This is a genomic window from Candidatus Hydrogenedentota bacterium, assembly GCA_016791475.1.
Taxonomy (GTDB): domain Bacteria; phylum Hydrogenedentota; class Hydrogenedentia; order Hydrogenedentales; family JAEUWI01; genus JAEUWI01.
Map to the genome: position 1 here is coordinate 18,146 of JAEUWI010000067.1, position 18,679 is coordinate 36,824.

Annotated in this window: 10 protein-coding genes and 1 pseudogene; all 11 read left to right on the forward strand. The window is 61.6% G+C overall.

Going from position 1 to position 18,679, the window contains the following annotated elements; genetic code table 11:
* Nucleotides 1–7: 7 nt before the first annotated feature.
* Nucleotides 8–4,294 carry a PSD1 domain-containing protein gene (locus tag JNK74_24675; GenBank protein ID MBL7649386.1) on the forward strand — a complete coding sequence of 1,429 codons (4,287 nt, stop codon included), beginning with the start codon at nucleotides 8–10 and terminating at the stop codon, nucleotides 4,292–4,294.
* Nucleotides 4,295–4,477: 183 nt separating this feature from the next.
* Nucleotides 4,478–5,923, forward strand: a complete 1,446-nt coding sequence (locus JNK74_24680) for a DUF1501 domain-containing protein (GenBank protein ID MBL7649387.1) — start codon at nucleotides 4,478–4,480, stop codon at nucleotides 5,921–5,923.
* A 636-nt stretch (nucleotides 5,924–6,559) separates the two neighbouring features.
* Nucleotides 6,560–6,811: pseudogene (locus JNK74_24685) on the forward strand (type II toxin-antitoxin system HicA family toxin).
* On the forward strand, nucleotides 6,811–7,035 hold the full coding sequence (locus JNK74_24690) for a type II toxin-antitoxin system HicB family antitoxin (protein MBL7649388.1): 225 nt from the start codon (nucleotides 6,811–6,813) through the stop codon (nucleotides 7,033–7,035). Before JNK74_24685 ends, JNK74_24690 begins: the two are co-directional and overlap by 1 nt.
* Nucleotides 7,036–7,359: 324 nt before the next feature.
* Nucleotides 7,360–8,010 (forward strand): PilZ domain-containing protein, encoded by a 651-nt coding sequence (locus tag JNK74_24695; GenBank protein MBL7649389.1) that lies wholly within the window; start codon nucleotides 7,360–7,362, stop codon nucleotides 8,008–8,010.
* Between the two features lie 196 nt (nucleotides 8,011–8,206).
* On the forward strand, nucleotides 8,207–9,787 hold the full coding sequence (locus JNK74_24700) for an N-acetylmuramoyl-L-alanine amidase (GenBank protein MBL7649390.1): 1,581 nt from the start codon (nucleotides 8,207–8,209) through the stop codon (nucleotides 9,785–9,787).
* 262 nt (nucleotides 9,788–10,049) lie between these two features.
* Entirely contained in the window at nucleotides 10,050–11,777 is a 1,728-nt protein-coding gene (locus JNK74_24705) for an N-acetylmuramoyl-L-alanine amidase (GenBank protein MBL7649391.1), read from the forward strand.
* Between the two features lie 222 nt (nucleotides 11,778–11,999).
* Nucleotides 12,000–13,175, forward strand: coding sequence for an LL-diaminopimelate aminotransferase (locus JNK74_24710; GenBank protein ID MBL7649392.1), 1,176 nt, complete (start codon nucleotides 12,000–12,002; stop codon nucleotides 13,173–13,175).
* A 57-nt stretch (nucleotides 13,176–13,232) separates the two neighbouring features.
* The gene (locus tag JNK74_24715; protein ID MBL7649393.1) at nucleotides 13,233–13,682 is read left to right on the forward strand and encodes a PTS sugar transporter subunit IIA; all 450 of its coding nucleotides are present in this window, start codon (nucleotides 13,233–13,235) and stop codon (nucleotides 13,680–13,682) included.
* Nucleotides 13,683–13,973: 291 nt separating this feature from the next.
* Nucleotides 13,974–16,082: a hypothetical protein gene (locus JNK74_24720; protein MBL7649394.1), complete on the forward strand. Its 2,109-nt coding sequence runs from the start codon at nucleotides 13,974–13,976 to the stop codon at nucleotides 16,080–16,082.
* 1,476 nt (nucleotides 16,083–17,558) lie between these two features.
* The coding region (locus JNK74_24725; GenBank protein MBL7649395.1) for a hypothetical protein at nucleotides 17,559–18,679 on the forward strand (1,121 nt) is incomplete at its 3' end.

The following is an 18,679-nucleotide window of genomic DNA, read 5'->3' on the forward strand; positions in this document are numbered from 1 at the left end:
TGATTCCATGGCTACAACACGCTCCTGCTCCATCGCGAAAATCGTGTCTTTTCGTTTTCGTGCGTACGCGCTGTCGTGCGCGCTGGCCCTGTGTGTGTCGAGCGTGCTCGCACAGTCCGCACCCGTGGATCCCGGCTCCGTGTTTATCGCGTCCGCCGAGGGCGTGAGCGTCTTCGACCGCGACGGCGCCATGTCCTTCGGCCATTTCGTCACATCGCTCACTGACGGCAAGCCCGGTCCCGTCGAGTGGGACGACATGGTCTACGACGGCTGGCGGCTGCCGTCGGGCAACTACCTGTGCTCGTCCCACCGCTACGTGCGCGAACTGGATCCCCAGGGCAACACGCTCTGGGAGTATCGCCTTGAAGCGCCCAGTGAATTGAAGACCTGCGTGCCCCTGCCCAATGGCGACGTGATGACCGTGGACGCAACGCGCATGGAGCTGGTGCAAATCGCTGCCGGGGGCAAGGGCGAGGTGAAGCGCATCCCCGTGCCCACCACGCCGACGGCGCCGGAGCATGAACGCTATAACCTCCTGCGCCGCACGCCCGCAGGCACCTTTCTCCTTGCCCTGCGCCATGAGAAGGCCTTCATCGAAATCGATGAGACGGGCAAGGAACTCTGGCGTCATCCCGTGCCGGAATTGCCCGTGGTGGCGGAGCGCCTGGCCAACGGCAACACGCTCATGAGCTGGAAGAGCGGATTGATCGAAGCCGCGCCGGATCATACCGTCGTGTGGGAGTTGAAGGCCACCGATATCACCGACTTCCCGGTCATCATCACAGGAGGTTTTCACCGCTTCGAAAATGGCAATACGCTCATCGCCAATTCCGACTGGCACTACAAAGCCGAAGGAGAAAACCGCGTCCAGCTATTCGAAGTAAACCCGGATAAAAAAGTCGTCTGGACCATGGGCACCGACGCCTTCGCGGAGAAGAAGCCCGGCTCGCTGGAGCCTTCCACCGGCCTGGTGGAGCAGCGCATTATTGGCATCCATTGGCTCCCGGAGGAGAAGGAGGCCACCGCTAGCGAAGATTTCTTCCAGGCCAAAGTTCAACCCATCCTCGCGGCGAATTGCTTTGAATGCCATTCCCATGATCAGAAGATCAAAGGGGGCCTTGCACTGGATTCACGATCCGGCATATTGAAAGGCGGGGAGGGCGGAGTCATCCTCGTGCCCGGCAAGCCGGAGGAGAGCCGCCTGATCACGGCGGTGCGCCATGTCGACAAAGACTTTCAGATGCCTCCGAAGAGCAAACTCTCCGAAGCGGATATTGCCGTGCTGACCGAGTGGATTGCTCAGGGCGCGCCCGATCCCCGCGACGACGCGGAAACACCGCAGGTCGCTGAGAAGAAGGAATGGGACGAACTCTACAAGGAGCGCCTTGGCTGGTGGAGCCTCCAGCCCGTGGCCGATCCATCGGTGCCCGCGGTGAAAGACGCCGCCTGGCCGCGCAACGACGTGGACCGCTTCCTTCTCGCCGCGATGGAGTCGAAGGGGCTCGCCCCCGTGTCCGAGGCCGACCGCCGCACCCTGGCGCGCCGCCTGAGTTTTGCGCTCACGGGTCTGCCGCCGAAACCGGAAGAGGTGGAGCGTTTTGCTGCGGATGATTCGCCCGGGGCCTACGATGCCCTCGTCCAGTCCCTTATGGACAGTCCCCACTTCGGCGAGCGCTGGGCCCGCCACTGGATGGATGTGGTCCATTACGCAGACACCCACGGCTATGAGTGGGACACCCCCGCGAAGAACGCCTGGATGTATCGCGACTATCTCGTGCGCGCCTTCAATCAGGACATACCCTTTAATCGATTGATACTGGAGCAAATCGCGGGTGATCTCATCGAACCGCGCGTGGACCCGGATACCGGATTGAACGAGGCCCTCATCGGCACCAGCGCCATGCGCCTGGGTGAGCGCCGCCACGGCGACAACGCCGACGCCGAAGGCGTGACGCAAGAGGCCGTGGCCAACATCATCGATACGGTTAGCAAGGGCTTCATCGGCACCACCGTGGCCTGCGCCCAGTGCCACGATCACAAGCTTGATGCCGTGGCCCAGAAGGATTACTACAGCCTCGCGGGCGTGCTCATGAGCTCCCGGTGGATTTCGCGGCCCGCCGACGCGTCGGATCCCAACGGCCCCGTCATCGAGGAACTGCGCGGCATCAAATCGGAGTTGCGCGCGGCTCTGTCGTCCTACTGGCTCGCCGCGGGGGAAGAAGTGACGAAGCGAATCGCCGAGACCCCCATCGAGGATCCGCCGCCGCCCGCCGATGCGAAGAAGCCCGCAAAAGCGAAGCCCGCCGAAGCCCCCAAATTCCCCGAATCGGCCAAAGCGATCTGGCGCCACTTGAACAAGGCGGCCCAGGCCGAGGGCGCGACGTTGGAATCGGCGTGGAGCACCCTCGCGGGAGAATTCAAGCCTGTACATGCGGTACGCCAATCGGAGAATCGAAAGAATCTTCAGGTGCTCGCCGATCTCACCCGTGAGGAACTGCCCCCCGGCTGGCGCATTGATGGCCTCGGCATGAAATACGGCCTGGTGAAGCACGATGGCGAGTTGGCGGTCAGTAGCGATGACAACGCCATCGTGGCCCAGTTGCTCCCGGCGGGCCGCTGGTCCAATGTCTGGTCCGAGCGCCTCGCGGGCGCACTTCGCAGTCCATTGTTCTCTCAGGATCCAGCCCCGATTGTTTCCGTGGAGTACGGTGCGGGGCGCTTCGCGGCCGGCACCATGATCGTGGAGAACGCCTTCCACAGCGAGCGCGTGAAGTTTCTCAAGCAGTCGCCCGCGGGCTGGCTGACACTACCGGCGGGAAACTTTGTCGCCTTGGCCGGCGGCAATGATCCCACCCCGCGCCACGCCTATCTGGAGCTGGTCACCAAGTCGCTTAACAATTATTTCCCGCCGCGCTATGGTCTGGGCGGCGTGGCCGAGGCCGACGAAGTCGATCCCCGCTCCTGGTTTGGCGTCTCACGGATCTATGAACACCCCGAAGGCAAAGCCCCCGGCGACGAGCTTGCGCGCTATGCCCCCCTCTTCGAAGGCACCGCCCCGAAATCACCGTCCGAGCTTGCGGCGCGCATGGGTACCTTGATTATTGCCGCCGTGGAACGCTGGAGTGCCGGGGATTGCACCACGGAAGACGTGCGCCTTCTCAACGAAGCCATCTCGCTCAACTGGCTCCCCAATGATCCCGCAGCGAATCCGGACCTCGCCGCCATCGCCGCGCGTTACCGCGATACCGAAAAGCGGCTCCAGCCCGACCGTGTTATCGGCTCCGTGGACGACTGGTATGAAGGGCGCGACGAACGTATCGGCGTGCGCGGGTCTTACACGGTCTTTGGCGACGTTGTTCCCCGAGGCACCATCAGCTTCCTCGGCGGCCCCGGCGCCCGCGCCTTTGGTGCAGCCAGTGGACGGCTGGACCTCGCGCGCAACATCGCCAGCGACGCCAATCCCCTTACCGCCCGGGTCTACGTGAACCGCGTCTGGCACCACCTCTTCGGCGCGGGTATTGTGCGCACCCCGGATGACTTCGGCCATCTCGGCGAGTTGCCGTCACACCCGGAATTGCTCGACTGGCTCGCGCGCCGTTTCATGGCCGAAGGCTGGTCCACGAAGAAGCTCATCCACATGCTGGTGACCTCCAGTGCCTGGCGACAGCGCAGTGTTGCCAATCCCGACGCCGTGACGATCGATCCCGAGAACCGCCTGCTCCATCACATGCCCCTGCGCCGCCTGGAGGCCGAGTCCATTCGCGACGCCATGCTCGCCGCCTCGGGCCGCCTGGATGATACGCTATACGGCCCGCCCATCAACCCCTTCCGCGTGGCCGAAGACAAGAACAAGCGTCTCCACACCGGTCCCCTGGATGGCGATGGTCGCCGCAGTCTCTACCTGAAAATGACCATGATGGAGCCGCCCCGATTCCTCGGCACCTTCAACCAGCCCCTGGCCAAAGTCACCGTGGGCCGTCGCGATGCGACCAACGTGCCCAACCAGGCCCTGGCCTTGCTGAACGATCCCTTCGTCGTCGCCATGGCCGGGCACTGGAGCCAGCAGGAAGTGACCCGGCAGGACGCCACACCCGACTCCCGCGTGGAGCGTATGTTCAGCGCCGCCTTCGCCCGTCCGCCCCAACCGGAAGAGACGGCCCGATTCGTGGCCTTCGCGCAGGAGAGCGCCAAACTCCGTGGCGTAGATCAAGCCGCCTTTATGAACTGCCAGCCGGTCTGGCAGGATGTGGCCCATGCGATTTTCAATCTAAAGGAATTTATTTACGTGCCATAAGGACGGGAGCGCGGGTTTTCCTACCCGCGTATGTGCAACGAAGTTGCACAAGTTTGATTGCCGAGGCCTTGCAAAGACAGCAGGGAAATCAGATTCCTGTCGTCCCTGAAGTTCCTGTTGTCCCTGCATCAATCGAGGGTGTCTATTCCCTTATCGTGCTATTCCAAGTTCGAGGTCAATTCCATGGCAAACCATAACAGCCCAATACGCCACTCCGTGAATCCCCTCTGTCCGGGTCGCGACCACCCGGCCTTTACCCGGCGCGATTTTCTCAAGCGCACCAACATGGGCTTCGGCATGCTGGCCCTCTCGGGACTCGCCAGCCACTGGTCCGCCGCCGCGCCCGCGCCCCAGTTCGCCCCCCGTGCGAAGCACGTCATCTTTCTCTTTATGGACGGCGGTGTCTCCCATGTGGATACCTTCGATCCCAAGCCCGAGCTGAACAAGCGCCATGGACAACAGGCGGAGTGGGTGGCCGACAAAGGCTCCCAGGCCATCAGCCCCTCCCGCAAATGGCTTAAGGGCCTGTGGGATTTCAAGCAGCGCGGCGAATCCGGCCTTTGGGTGAGCAACCTCTTTCCACATGTTGCCAAAGTGGCCGACGAACTCTGCGTCGTGCGCTCGGTAGTGGGGGAGACGCCCCTCCATGGCGCGCAAAACCTCTTGCTCCATACCGGCCGCAGCATCGGCGCGGCGCCAAGTTTCGGCGCCTGGGTGTCCTACGGCCTCGGCACGGAAAACGAGCAGCTCCCCGGCTACGTGTTGCTCAACAACGACTGGGTTCCCAACGGCGGCTCCCAGAACTTCGCCAGTTCCTTCCTGCCCGCCACCCACGAGGCCGCCGTCGTACGGGCCAAGGGCACGCCTGTGGATAACATCTCGCCCGCCGATCCCCAGGCCCTGCAACAGGCCAAGCTAGCCTTCCTGGCCCAGCAGGATGGCGCCGTGGCCCTCGCGCGCGGCGGCTCCAGCGACATCGAGGCCGCCATCCGCAACTACGAGACCGCCGCCCACATGCAGACCCTCGTGCCCGAACTCTGCGACGTCAGCGGCGAAAGCGAGGCCACCCTTCGCCTCTACGGCGTCGATCGCAAGGACGACTTCGATCGCTTCTACGCGCTGCAATGCCTCCGCGCCCGGCGCATGGTCGAGGCCGGCGTGCGCTTCATCGAGATCACCTGCCCTCTCACCCACAACAACAACGCCCCCTGGGATCAGCACGGCGAACTCAAACTGCGCCACGAAGAAAACGCCCGCATCACCGACCAGCCCGTTGCCGCCCTGCTCATGGACCTCAAAGCCCGGGGCCTCCTCGACGAAACCCTCGTCCTCTGGGCCGGCGAAATGGGCCGCACGCCCCATTCCGGCGGCGACGACGGCCGCGACCACCACGTCAGCGGCTACACCATCTGGATGGCCGGCGGCGGCCTGCGCGGCGGCATGACCTACGGCGAGACCGACGAAATGGGCATGTCCGCCGTCGAGAACATCGTCAACATCCACGACATCCACGCCACCATTCTCCACCAGCTCGGCATGGACCACGAACGCCTCACCTACCGCTTCGGGGGAAGGGACATGCGCCTTACGGATGTCCATGGGCATGTGATCACGCCGCTGCTGGCGTAGGTCATACCACTGGCATGAGAGAGATAGTCGTACAGTTCAGCAAGACAAAGACCCTTCTGATGGTTGCCTTGTGTTGGGTGCTCGTCGCCGCTGACATAGCTTTGATCTATGCTTATCCACTTTCGCGCGAATCGATACCACATTCAGTAAACGCTCTCATCGTTCACGGTGTTGGATGGGTTGGATTGGTGTTTTTTGGGGGTGGCAGTTTGCTTTTGCTGGCCAGGATATTCAGTTGCCGTCCTGGGTTTATACTCGACAGTCGAGGAATACTGGAAGATGCAAGCTTGTTCCCCATTGGGATGACTTTCTGGAATGAGATCTCTGGATTTCGCCTCATCAGTTTTCAGCACCAAACTTTTCTTGTGGTTTGTCTTGAAAGTCCAGACGCATTTATTGCGCGACTTCATCCGGTGTGTCGAATTCTATGCCGATACACCACGAATCTTATTGGAACTCCAGTGGCTTTCGGTACAAGTGGATTGCGGATATCGGCGGAAGAACTCCTGCGATTGTGCACGGAACATCTAGAGCACCATAGGCAAGCGGCAGGAAATGGGGTTGTACAATGCATTCTCCGAAATACCATGTCGCATTCACGACACACAGGGGTATATTCTATTGTAGGTTGACGCCATGAATCGGCATAAATTACTACGGAAGGTCCTTGCGGGCCCGAACAACATTTAGTTCACGGAGATGGTGAATCTGCTTGCAGGATTCGGGTTTGTACTTTCGCGAACTTCGGGAAGCCATCATATTTTTGAATGCCCCGGTGTTCCCGAGCTCGTAAACATTCAGAACGTCAAAGGGCAGGCGAAGCCCTATCAGATACGTCAGTTCCTCAAACTGGTTGAAAAACACAATCTTCAACTGGAGGAAGAGTAATGCCCGACTATCACATCAACATCTTCTATTCCGATGAAGATGGTGGTTACATCGCCGACATCCGGGATCTTCCCAATTGCTCCGCATTTGGAGAGACCCCGGAAGAGGCGTTGCGGGAGCTCCAGATCGCGAAATCGTTGTGGCTCTCCGTGGCGACCGAGGGGGGAAAGCCCGTACCACCACCCGCCTATCGGCCCGTCATCTACCAGGCGATTGCCGGGTAGACAGCGTTAAAGCAAATAGATTGGTCTGCGGCCCTGAAGTATCTCCCTTCGGGGACGGGTATCGCTCCGACTTGCAGGGACGGCAGAGACAGCAGGGACGACAGATTTTCCCCTCCTGAAGTCCCTGCTGACTCTGCGGTCCCTGCGGACTCCTTCGTTGCCACCCTGCGAGGGGAGTATTTCTGACGGCGGGTATTGCCCAGAGCGGTTCCTTCCCAAATGTAGACAAACAACACGCCATGCGGTATACAATACCCCAGTGTGTTCCAAATCTGGCAATCACGCCGGTGTTCCGCCGGCGAAACGGGTACCGGGAGATTAACCATGAACGCTTCGGCGGATTCCCATTCACAGGACCATCTGTTCGCGACGGGCAACCGGTGCCTCCTTCTCATCATGGGGCAGCGCTTTCTGGTCAGCATCCAGCGGGTCACCGACACCACGATCGAAGTCAGTTTCCCCGTTCGCGATTTTCCCATCGAGGGCATGCGGGTGGATCTGGAATTCCACGACATGGAGGGCTTCACCCGATTCGAGTCCGAAGTGCTCACCGCCCCCCGGGCTTTGGGCGATTTCCTCGTGATCCGCCGCCCCCCGGCCTACGTCCGCAACTACCACCGCGGCTCCTGGCGCGTTCCCGTGGATTTCAAAGCCGAGCTCAAGGGCCATGTCCACCCGCGACGCATCCACGTGCCCGTGGTCAATCTCAGCACCGGCGGCATTCTAGTTCTGACCGACAGCGAGTTTGTCGTGGACGATATGCTTGAGGCGGCCTTGCCGATCCCCGAGCTCGCCGGTGAAAAAATGACTTGCAAGGTGGTTCACCGCGCCGCGGAATCCCAGAGCGTGGATGGTCTCGTGCAGATGGGCTGCACCTTTGTGAGTCCCGATCCCACAACCCTGAAAGCGATCGCCACCTACATCTCGAATCGTCTGAAGGAACTGGGGCCCGAATACTCGCCCATCGGCGCCTGAGTCCGACGGCGGTCCCGGATAGTATCTGGACCATCCGGCGATGCCATGGTCCTTGCGCCCCGTAGTGTTATTTGAAGTGCAACCCATGGCAGGTGGTATGACAGCGGAACGACCAATCAGACATTGTTTTTTTCAAACCCTGGTTTACCGTTGCGCTGCAAGTGCCGTCCTGTTTGTGCTGCTGTGCCTCGCGCCGATGGCACAGGCCGCCGAGCCCATCCGCCGTCCGCTGGAGGAGGGTGTCACGATCATCGCCCATGAAGGGCGCGCCCTCTATCTGGAATGCCAGCTCCCCAAACGCACCGCACGCGCCAACTTTTTGAAGCGCAATCTCGTCGATGACAGTACACGAAAATTTTACCAGAAGCTGAAACTGTTTCATCTCGCCTTCGACGAGCTGAAGCCCGAAACCCAGCGCCGTGTCATCGAGAACCTCTTTCCCAGCGACTACGCCGACGAAGCCGGCTGGTGGCACCGCGTGACCTACCAGGATACGCCCGGTTTTGAATCCTGGTGGAATCTCGCCGACTGGCTTACCGGGCGCGGCCGCAACTACAACTTCCTCGAACCTATCGCCGAAAACAAAGATTTCGTCGGAAGACCCCGGAACGGGCAGATTCTCTTCATTCCCCGTGACCTGCTGAAAGACGTTTTCAAAGCCCCCTCGCCCGCCCGGCCGGGTCGAGAACCCCTCCGACCCGTCACCATCGGCGACCTCCGTTACGGCGTCGACAGCGAAGGCGAATACGCCGCCTACCACATGAAACAGGGCGAGACCATTCACGTCAACGTGATCGGCCGATTCACTGAATTGCGTGGTGAGGCCGCCGTGGACAACGCAGTCGCCCGCGTCCTCGATCGAAACGCTATCACCGATCCGCGCCGCGTCATGCCGGGCCAGGAAATCCGGATCCCCGTGGACATGCTCGCCCCGGCGTACCAGCCCCGAGGCGGCAGCGGCCTGGAAGGCATTGTGATCATCCTTGATGCCGGTCATGGCGGCGGCGACCCCGGCAAGGAGCACGGCGACGTCTTCGAGGACGAAATTACCTACGATATCGTCCTCCGTATCAAGCAGCGGCTCGAAAGCACCACCCGGGCGCGGATTCATACCACCGTGCTCGATCCCGATCATGACGGAAAGCCCAGCACGGCCAGCAGCTTCCTTCACGACCAGGATGAACTGCTCCTTACGACGCCCAACTACAACCCGACCAACACCACCATGTCCGTCATCATGCGCGCCTTCCTCGTCAATCATCTCTTCCGCGAGGAGGTGAAGGCTGGCACGCCGAAAGAAAACGTATTCTTTGCCTCCATTCACGTGGATTCATTGCCGGAGCGGCTTTCCGGCACCATGGTGTACATTCCCGGCGCCGCCCATCGCGGTGATGTGGAAACCTTCGACAACCCCGTCTATCAGCAGTACAAAGAGGCGCAGGGCTTCGAATCCATTACCATTACCGCACCCGAGCGGCAGGATGCCGAAGTACGCGCGCGGAAGTTTGCCGAGGGTCTCCTCCAGAGCCTGCGCCAGCATCAGCCCCCCATCACCGTCAGCGCCTCCGAAAAGCCCATCCGGGACATCATCATCCAGTCGGCTTCCTCACGCTACATCCCCGGCGTGATCCGCAACACCATCGTGCCCACCCGTGTCCTCGTGGAAACAGCCAACGTCCAGAACCCCCAGGACCGCGCCAACCTCATCGACCCGGCCTGGCGCCAGGCCTACGCCGAGGCCTTTGTCGAGGCCGTAATCCAGTATTTCGACCGCTGAGCGGTCCTATCGCCGACCCCGGCATAATCCGGGGTCGGCATTTTTTTGCGCGCGCCCCCAGCCTGCATATTGTTTGTGAATCTTGGCGAATTTCCATATATGGTGTTGCAAAAAGGCAACTTTCTGAGATATGGTGTAGTTCTCGGTAGCACTCCCATATATGGTATTCAGCATGGCAGGTGGTATGACAACGGAACGACGCCTAAACTACTTCTTCGGACGTCTCCCCCTAAGTCTATACGCTAGTTGTATTTGCCTCGCCGTGTTCGCCCTGTTTGCCCCCATGGCCCAGGCCGCCGAAGCGGTTCGAAAACCCCTCGAAACCGGGGCCACCATCGGGATAAAAGGGGGCCGCACCCTCTACCTCGAGTGCCAGCTCCCCCGGGGCAACGCCAAGGCGGAGGTCCTCAAGCGCTACCTCGCCGATGAGAACGCCTGGGTGCACTATGACAAACTCCGGGTCGCCTACCTTCACTTTCGCGACCTCAAACCGGCCGTGCAGCGCCGCGTTATCGAGACCATTTTTCCCCAGGACTATGCCGACAAGAGCGGCTGGTGGCACCAGGTCACCTTTGAAGGCGCCGCCGGCGTGGAATCCTGGTGGAACCTTGCCGAGTGGCTCACCGGGCGCGGCACCAACTACAAGACGCTCGAGGCCATGCCCGAAAACCAGGGCTACAAGGGCACGCCCCGAAAGGGCCAGGTGCTCCTGATTCCCCGCGATCTCCTTAAGGAAGCTTTCAAGACCCCCACCGCCGGACTCCCCGGCCGCACCGGGGTCATGCTCGAACCCGTGGAGGCCGACGATGAAATGGGGGCGAACCCTTCCGTCGAAGACGACTATGAACTCGCCCCCGGCGAGCTTGAGTACGGTAAGGACGGGAAAGGCGAATACGCGTCCTATGCGATGAAGAAGGGCGAAGCCATCTACACCTCGGTCATCATCCGCTTCACCGATTTTCGCGAGGTCGAGGCGGTCCAGGAGGCCGCCGCGGAAGTGCTCAAGCGCAACGGGATCACCGATCCCACCCGAATCCACGTGGATCAGGAAATCCGGATCCCCCGAGACATGCTCGCCGATCGATTCCAGCCCGAAGGCAGCGCCCTGCGCCAGTCCTACGACGACGTCAACGCCGAGGCCCGACGTCTCCGCGCGGCCCGGGGCGCCGTGAAGGATCTCGACGGCGTCGTCGTCATTCTCGACGCGGGCCACGGCGGCTGCGATCAGGGCGCTCACCACGAAAAGCTCCTGGAAGATGAGCTGACCTACGATTTCGTCATGCGCATCAAGCACGTCCTCGAATCCACCACCCGCGCCCGGGTCCACCTCACCGTGCGCGATCAGAGCAGCAAGGAGAAAACCTCCGATGCGCGCAGCTTTACCCACGATGCCGACGAAGTCGTTCTGACCAACCCGCCTTACAGCCCCACCGACACCAGCGTATCCGCCAACCTGCGGTGGTACGTGGCCAACGACATCTACCGCGCCGAACTCAAGCGGGGCATCAAGCCCGACAACGTGCTCTTTGCCTCCATCCACTGCGACGCCCTCTATTACAAGCTGCGCGGCAGCATGGTCTACATCCCCGGTGCGGCCCACCGCCTCTCCGACAAGGCCCTGGACGGCCCCGCCTATGCCCCTTACACGAAAAAGGGCAATCGCAGCGTTTCGACCACACCCGAAGAGCGCCGACGCGACGAGGCCGTCTCCCGTGATTTCGCCGAGACCCTCCTCCAGACCCTGCGTACCCACAAGCCCCCCATCGCAGTGCACACCACTAGCGATCCCATCCGCAACGTCATCCAGCGCAGCCGCACGGAGCGATGGCTGCCCGCCGTGCTCAAGCACACCCTGGTCCCCACCAAGGTCCTGGTCGAAACGGCCAACCTGCAGAATCCCGACGACCGCAAATGCCTCGCCGATCCGGCCTGGCGCCAGGCCTACGCCGAGGCCTTTGTCGAGGCCGTAAAACACCATTTTGGCAAGTGAGGCACCGGGCCTCCAGCGGCAGTCGGAAACACAGATTTCGCACTTTAGGGCTTATGCGAGCTTGAAACCGGACTTTCAGGGGTGTAAGATCAGCGGTCTTGGGCTGCGATGCGTTTTTCCCGCCAACCACACGTCACTTGATGGCTGTTCCGGCGGCGCGGAGAAAAGACGACCGGCCATGCATCCATCAAAAAGCCAACCTTGCCAAAGGAAGTAGTGTACATGCAGACCGCCGACCGGCTGAAGAAGATTCCCCCGTACCTGTTCATGACCCTTCGCAACAAAATCAACGAAGCGAAGGCCAAAGGCATCGACGTGATCAGCCTCGCCATCGGCGATCCGGTGGAGGCCACGCCCCAGCCCATTATCGACGCCCTCTGCAAGGCCGCCCAGGACCCCGCGAACCACCCCTACCCGACGGACGAAGAGTGGGGCATGCGGGCACTCCGCGACGCCATCGCCCGCTGGTACAAGCGCCGCTATGATGTGGACCTCGACGCCGCGAAGGAAATCGTTGCCCTCATCGGGTCGAAGGAAGGTTGTCACCACTTCGGCATGGCCGTCATCAACCCCGGCGACACCGTCCTCGTAACCGACCCCGGCTACCCCGGCTACAAGCCCGCCATCTGGTTTGCCGGCGGCGAGCCCTATGCCGTCCCCATGAAGTCGGAAGAAAACTTTCTGCCCAACTTCGCCAACATCCCCACCGACGTGGCGAAGAAAGCCTCCGCCTTCTTCCTCAATTACCCGAACAACCCCACCGGCGCCGTGGCCACGCCCCAGTTCCTGAACGAACTGGTCGAATTCGCGAAGAGCAACGACATCGTCGTCTGCTACGACAACCCCTACAGCGAAGTCGTTTTCGGCGTGCCGCGCCTGAGCTTCCTCAGCGCGCCCGGCGCGAAGGAAGTGGGCATCGAGTTCAACTCCCTGTCCAAGCCCTACAACATGACCGGCTGGCGCATCGGCATGGCGAGCGGCAATCCCGATATCGTCAAGGCCATTGCCACCTCCAAGGCCAACACCGACTCCGGCATTTTCAATGCCATCCAGTATGCCGGCATCGCCGCGCTGGACGAGTGCGACAGCCACATCGACGTCATGCTCGAGATCTACGGCCGCCGCCGCAACAAGATCATCGAAACCCTTCGCGCCCTCGGCTGGACCTATGATCCGCCCAAAGGCGCCTTCTACCTCTGGGTGCCCGTGCCCCAGGGATTCACCTCGGCGTCCTTCTGCGATCACCTCCTCGAAACCTGCGCGGTGGTCGTGGCGCCGGGCGCGGGCTATGGCGTCAACGGCGAGGGCTTTGTACGCTTCTCCCTCACCGTGACCGACGCGCGCCTCGACGAGGCCCTCGCGCGCATGCGGGAACGCCTTCCCGTATTCACATTCTAAAACACCGCAAAGGAGTTCGTGCGCGTGGTTGAAGCTGCCCGCCGATTAGTAGTGCATATGAGCGCATTCGGAATCGAAATAGCCAGAGAACAGATTTGCGTGGTGCCCGATGGCTCCACCAAGCACGATGCCCTCGAAGCATTGATCGAGGCCGTGAGCACCAATCCCGTCGTGAAAGATATCGCCGCCTTCCGGCGCGCCGTCTATGAACGCGAAGGGATCATGAGCACCGGCATCGGCGAAGGTATCGCCATTCCCCATGTGCGCATCCCCGAAATCACCGAGGCCACCCTCGGCGTCGGTATCGCCCCCGGCGGCATCGATTTCGACACCCTGGACAACAAGCCCGTTCATGTGCTCGTACTCTTCGCCACCCCCGCCGGTTCGGACAAGGAGTATCTGCGCCTGCTGGCCCAGGTCATGCTCTCCCTCCGTGACCGGGAGCTTTTCCATGCCCTCGTCGCCTGCCAGACGCCGGACGAAGTCTACGCGGTACTGAACGGCTGACCCAGGGGTCGAACTCGCGTTAGACGGGAAGAAATCAGTACCCCTGAGCAGTGTCCCCGGGGTGCCACCCGTACGCGGAGGAGCGCAGCGGGGGAGCTTACGGGTGAAGGGGCTTCATCCCTAGCGGGTCACCAGACTTCTCCACGTTGTACTCGGCATCGAGGTGTCCGATACTATACCGCGACACCGCACCCGTAAACTCGGTCGCTTGGGCTCCCGCGTGTACGAGTGGCACCCCGGAGTCTTTAATTGGTAGCGCAGCGTCATCCGGTAAAGGTAGTGACCGATAGCATGTCGCGTCGAGAAATCGCCCCGCGCGCGCTGATTGCCCTGCTCGTATTTCACGGGGTCCTGCAGGTCCTCGTCATCGGCACGGGCCTCGTTCAGATTCCCCTTTCCGGTCTCCTCGCGTGGTTCTTCGGCCTGCTCGCCGTGGCCGCGGCGTCGGCCGCCTTTCACTTCGCACCCGCAGCACACGCTGGCGCCCCCTCCTGGCCCGCCCGCGCATTCGCACTCCTGGGAGCCCTCATCCTCGGTGTCTACTTCGTCCTGGCCTGGATCAAGATCGATCCCTCCTTCGACGGCAACTGGTACCACATCCCCGTCATCCACTTCTGGGCCGCGAAAGGTTACGTTCACTGGGTGACCGCCGATCCGCCCGCCGCATGGGCAACACTGGCGCTGGACTACATGAACGGCTACCCCAACGCCCACGAGGTGACCAGCTTCTGGCTGGCGCGTCTTCTGGGCGACAGCGCCATCAACGGCGCCAGCGTGCTCTATCTGCCCCTCGGCGCGTTTGGCGTCTATATCGTCAGCAGCCTCCTCGGCGCGGAAGCGAACTGGAGCGCTTTCGGCGCGCTGCTCTACCTGCTCCTCCCCGTGAACATCGCGCAGGTTCACACCACCTACGTGGACTCCTCCTTCGCCGCTTGCGTCGTTGGATTGCTCGCTTTGATGGTGCTGCTGCATGAAATGTTTGCAAGAATTCCCCCCGGGCCCGGAGAGAGTCGCCGATCGATTTCGTGCCACACTATCTCGTCGACAGTCCGCGAGGTCGGATTAGAGTGCGCCGAGCCGCGTTTATTCCAATTGATCGAATCGGACTCTGCCCTTTCCCTTTGCCCTCCCGGACAAAATGATCCCAGCGAAAAAGTACCGCTACACGGTAGCTTAAATGAATCGGAACAGGAGCCCTCCTCGCACTCTAACCCGCTCGACGACGAAATTCTATGGCACGACTACAGGATTTCACCCGCCCTAAGCGCAGCTATCGGCATTGCCCTCGGACTCATCGTCGGCATCAAAGGCAACGGCCCCCTCGTCGCCATGATCGCCGGCCTCTTCATCGCCGGGAATCTTTTGCTCGCCCTGCGCAGTCTCAAATCTCGTGAGCGTCGCCACAATCGCGTGACCGTATCAGGGCTGTCCCTGATCATCCTCGCCGCCCTCCTCACCTGCGGCTACTGGAATATCCGCAACTGGGTCATCGGCGGCAGCCCCGTCTATCCCATCGGGATCACCCTCGGCGGCGTGGAGATCTTCCCCGGCGAACCCTTCGAGAAAATCGTCAACACCCGCGGCCAGACCCCGCCCGAGATGCGCGACTGGCCCGCCTGGAAACAAGTCGGCCACACCTGGCTCCAGGGCCAGAGCATGAAGCGATGGCACGGCGCCCTCGGTGAATACGCCTCCCGCTTCGGCGGCCTCAGCTTCCTATGGCTACTCGGCGCGCTCCCCGCGTCGATCGCCCTGGCGACCAGCGCCCTGCTTCGATACGTGCGGAAACGAAGTGGGGGAGATCGTGACGGACTCTACCTCTACCTCTTCACTTTTGTCGCGCTCCTGTTCCTCACCACGCCCAACAACTGGTGGGCCCGCTACACCGTCTGGATCTTCGCCATCGGCCTGCCCGCCTTCATCTACTGCGCATCTCGCCCCATGAAGCGCCCCGGCCTCTCCATGCTGAAATGGTGCTGGACCCTCGCCTGCTGCGCGGTTTTCTTCTACGAAGCCGGCGTGGCCTTCACCACCGTTGCCGACGCCAAGCCGCCCTTCTGGAAGCCCACCGATGGCACCACCTATTGGAAGCCCGCAGACGACAGCCCCTACGCCCGCATGCTCGCCGAGCCCGGGGCCCCCGTGGCGCTCTATAAGCTCATCACCCGACGCCAGTCCATCCTCGGCACCCTCTGCCAGCCCATCGGACGTCGGCCCGTCTACTTCCTCAGCGAAACCACCGCCGCCGATGCCGAGGCCCTCGCCCAGTTCGTGAAAGAGCACAACATCCGATACCTCATCACCGGCGAAAAAGGCGCCCAGCCCCAAGGCATCCAGCAACTCGCCGACGGGAAGCAGCACGCAAAGACATGGAATGTTTTTCTGTACCCGATCCAGTGAACGAGGACGTCGCGGCGAAGGGTTGGGGAGATTTGGACCACGGCGACACGGAGGCGCGGAGAAAAAGGGGAGGATTAAATCCAAGCTAATCCACCGGCTCTGCCGGTGAGAATTCAACAGGCTCCGCCGTTCCGCCTTTACATTGGTCGCTGTGACAATGCGTGGGACATGAATCGGGACGGGTTCCGCAGTATCAGCTCCGCAGGAGCGGCAGTCAGTAGCCCGGGGCGTAAGCCCCGGGTTGACGATCCGCAATTCGTTTGAATCCGCGAAGCGGATGGCAGAGCAACACGACGCGAATCTGCCATCCGCTTCGCGGATAGGTAACATTGCGGTCCTGAGTAGCAGGCCAGAAATCGAGTCGCGTGCTTCACCCGGATGAACCCCATAGACCTTGGCGAGCGAAACGTTTACCTGGACTAACCGGCCCCTTTCAGGGACCTTCTTCATACCACCGGTTCTGCCGGTGGTTACTGATTGCACCGGCACCGAGTCATGATACGCGTACATTCGAAAAAAAGTGGTTCATCCGGTTTGAGCGTACGTTCTCCTTTGTGGCCAGCTCCGCAAGGATTTGAAAGTACTTGCTTGACGAATGCGTTGGCCCCGGAGGGGCCGCGGAACTTAGCCCAGGGTGGAGCGAGGTACGAGCGGAACCCTGGGATCTCGATTGAAAGCGCACTCCAGCCCCCGAAGGGGGCGACGGAAACCACGCAAGAGGAATAATGATACATGCGATTGGGACACTTTCAAAGAGCCGCGCCAAGTAACGAGAATACTTCGCTTTGCCAAAATCTACGTCACCCCCTCCGGGGGTTTTAGACTATGGATATTCCAGATCCCAGGGTTCCGCTTAGGCTCCATTCGCCGCGGCGAACTAAGTTCCGCTGCCCCTCCGGGGCAAAGAGTGAAAATGAAATCCAATCACGCGTGGTGACTTGCTCTTGATGCAACTCCCTGACTCGCAAAGAAGCAAAGAATTCCGAGAGTATTTCCAGTCCGAACGAGAATGTACGCTCAAACCGGATGAACCGAAAAAGTCTTTCCAATTCCTCTCCCACTTATCTTCTCGGTGCCTTCGTGCACTCCCTGGTCCAACGGGATTCAACGCACGAAGAAGTAGAGGCAGCCACCTGTATTCAGGTGTGAAGGCGGACTCCATCGGCATCACCAGGAAAACTCGGATCACCCCGCATTGCCCCCCGAGTCTTTCCCAGGTCCTCGCGGTGGAGCGGGCCCTGGGGACGGACCCGCGCCGGGGCCCCTGGGCGGGTGGGGGTGGCTGAGGTGTCCGTCCGTGTCTCCAACGGGTCAAAGTGTTCGTCCGCGCGCGGGCCTGTCCCAAGGGATGTAACGCAGCGTCGCCTACGCGCCCCAAAGACTCCATGTCCCTATTGACGGAACGACCGCCCCCTGCTATCCTGAGTCAGCGGCCCGGTGGCCGTCCAGCAAAGGGGCTGGGGAAGGGGTATTGCAATGGCAGATGTGGCATTCGCACCAACACACAGCTTCACCATGGACACCAACAAATCCGTCACGGCGAACTTCATTGCGGGCGTGAAGATCACGGTCAACAAGAACGGCCAGGGCACGGTTTCTCCCGGCACGGGGGTCTATTTCGCCTCGGCGAATCTTCGACCCATGGGCGGGACGAAGACCTTCACCGCCACCCCGGCGTCGGGCTGGCGCTGGAGCCATTGGGAGGGCAACCTCGACGGCGCGGATGGCGGCGACCCCTCGCTGGACCTGCCTATGGACCAGGCGCGGACGATTACGGCGGTGTTCGTCGAGCAGGTGACGCTGACGATGGTGAAGGAGCTCATCGGCAATCTCCCGGCGGAGGGCGGCTCGGTGTCCCCCGCCGTGGGCGAGACGCTCCACGACAAGGATTCCGTGGTGAATCTCGTGGCCACGCCCGAAGTGGTCGCAGATCCGCCGCAGGCGGGCTGGCGCTTCAAGCAGTGGAGCGGTGCCGCCTCCGGGACCAACCCGAGCACGACGGTCACCATGAGCGGCGATAAGACCGTCACCGCCACCTTCATCCAGGTGCATACCGTGACCACCGAGGTGATCGAGCAGGGCGTCATCGAGCCCGAAGGCGGGACCTACGACCACGGCGCATCCCAGAGCTTCTTCTTCGACCGCCAGAACGGCCACCAGTTCCACCACTGGGCGGGCCTGCCCGATTCCTTCTCCACCCCCGCATGGGGCCCCGGCACCAGCACCAGCAACCCGGTCAACGTCACCATCGAGCAGAGCCTGCAGATCATCGGCTACGACGACGAAATCATCTACACCCTCACCGCCGATGTGGCCGCCGAGGGCTGCACGGGCTGTACCGTGGACCCGCCGGTAGCCGAATACATCGAGGGAACCCCGGGCACCGTCACCGCCACCCCCGGCGAAGGCTGGGGCTTCGTCCGCTGGGAGGGCAACGTCCCTGCGGAGATGGTGGAAGACAACCCGCTGATCATGCCGATGAACGGAGACAAGGCGGTGACGGCGGTGTTTGAAGAGGGTGGTGAAGGTGAAGGTGAAGGTGAAGGTGAAGGTGAAGGTGAAGGTGAAGGTGAAGGTGAAGGTGAAGGTGAAGGTGA

What these genes read in the sequence shown, in the direction of transcription:
- JNK74_24720 (MBL7649394.1), top strand. Translation starts at nt 13,974, where the DNA reads ATGTCGCGTCGAGAAATCGCCCCGCGCGCGCTGATTGCCCTGCTCGTA.
- JNK74_24715 (MBL7649393.1), top strand. Translation starts at nt 13,233, where the DNA reads ATGAGCGCATTCGGAATCGAAATAGCCAGAGAACAGATTTGCGTGGTG.
- JNK74_24700 (MBL7649390.1), top strand. Translation starts at nt 8,207, where the DNA reads ATGGCACAGGCCGCCGAGCCCATCCGCCGTCCGCTGGAGGAGGGTGTC.
- JNK74_24710 (MBL7649392.1), top strand. Translation starts at nt 12,000, where the DNA reads ATGCAGACCGCCGACCGGCTGAAGAAGATTCCCCCGTACCTGTTCATG.
- JNK74_24680 (MBL7649387.1), top strand. Translation starts at nt 4,478, where the DNA reads ATGGCAAACCATAACAGCCCAATACGCCACTCCGTGAATCCCCTCTGT.
- JNK74_24695 (MBL7649389.1), top strand. Translation starts at nt 7,360, where the DNA reads ATGAACGCTTCGGCGGATTCCCATTCACAGGACCATCTGTTCGCGACG.
- JNK74_24690 (MBL7649388.1), top strand. Translation starts at nt 6,811, where the DNA reads ATGCCCGACTATCACATCAACATCTTCTATTCCGATGAAGATGGTGGT.
- JNK74_24675 (MBL7649386.1), top strand. Translation starts at nt 8, where the DNA reads ATGGCTACAACACGCTCCTGCTCCATCGCGAAAATCGTGTCTTTTCGT.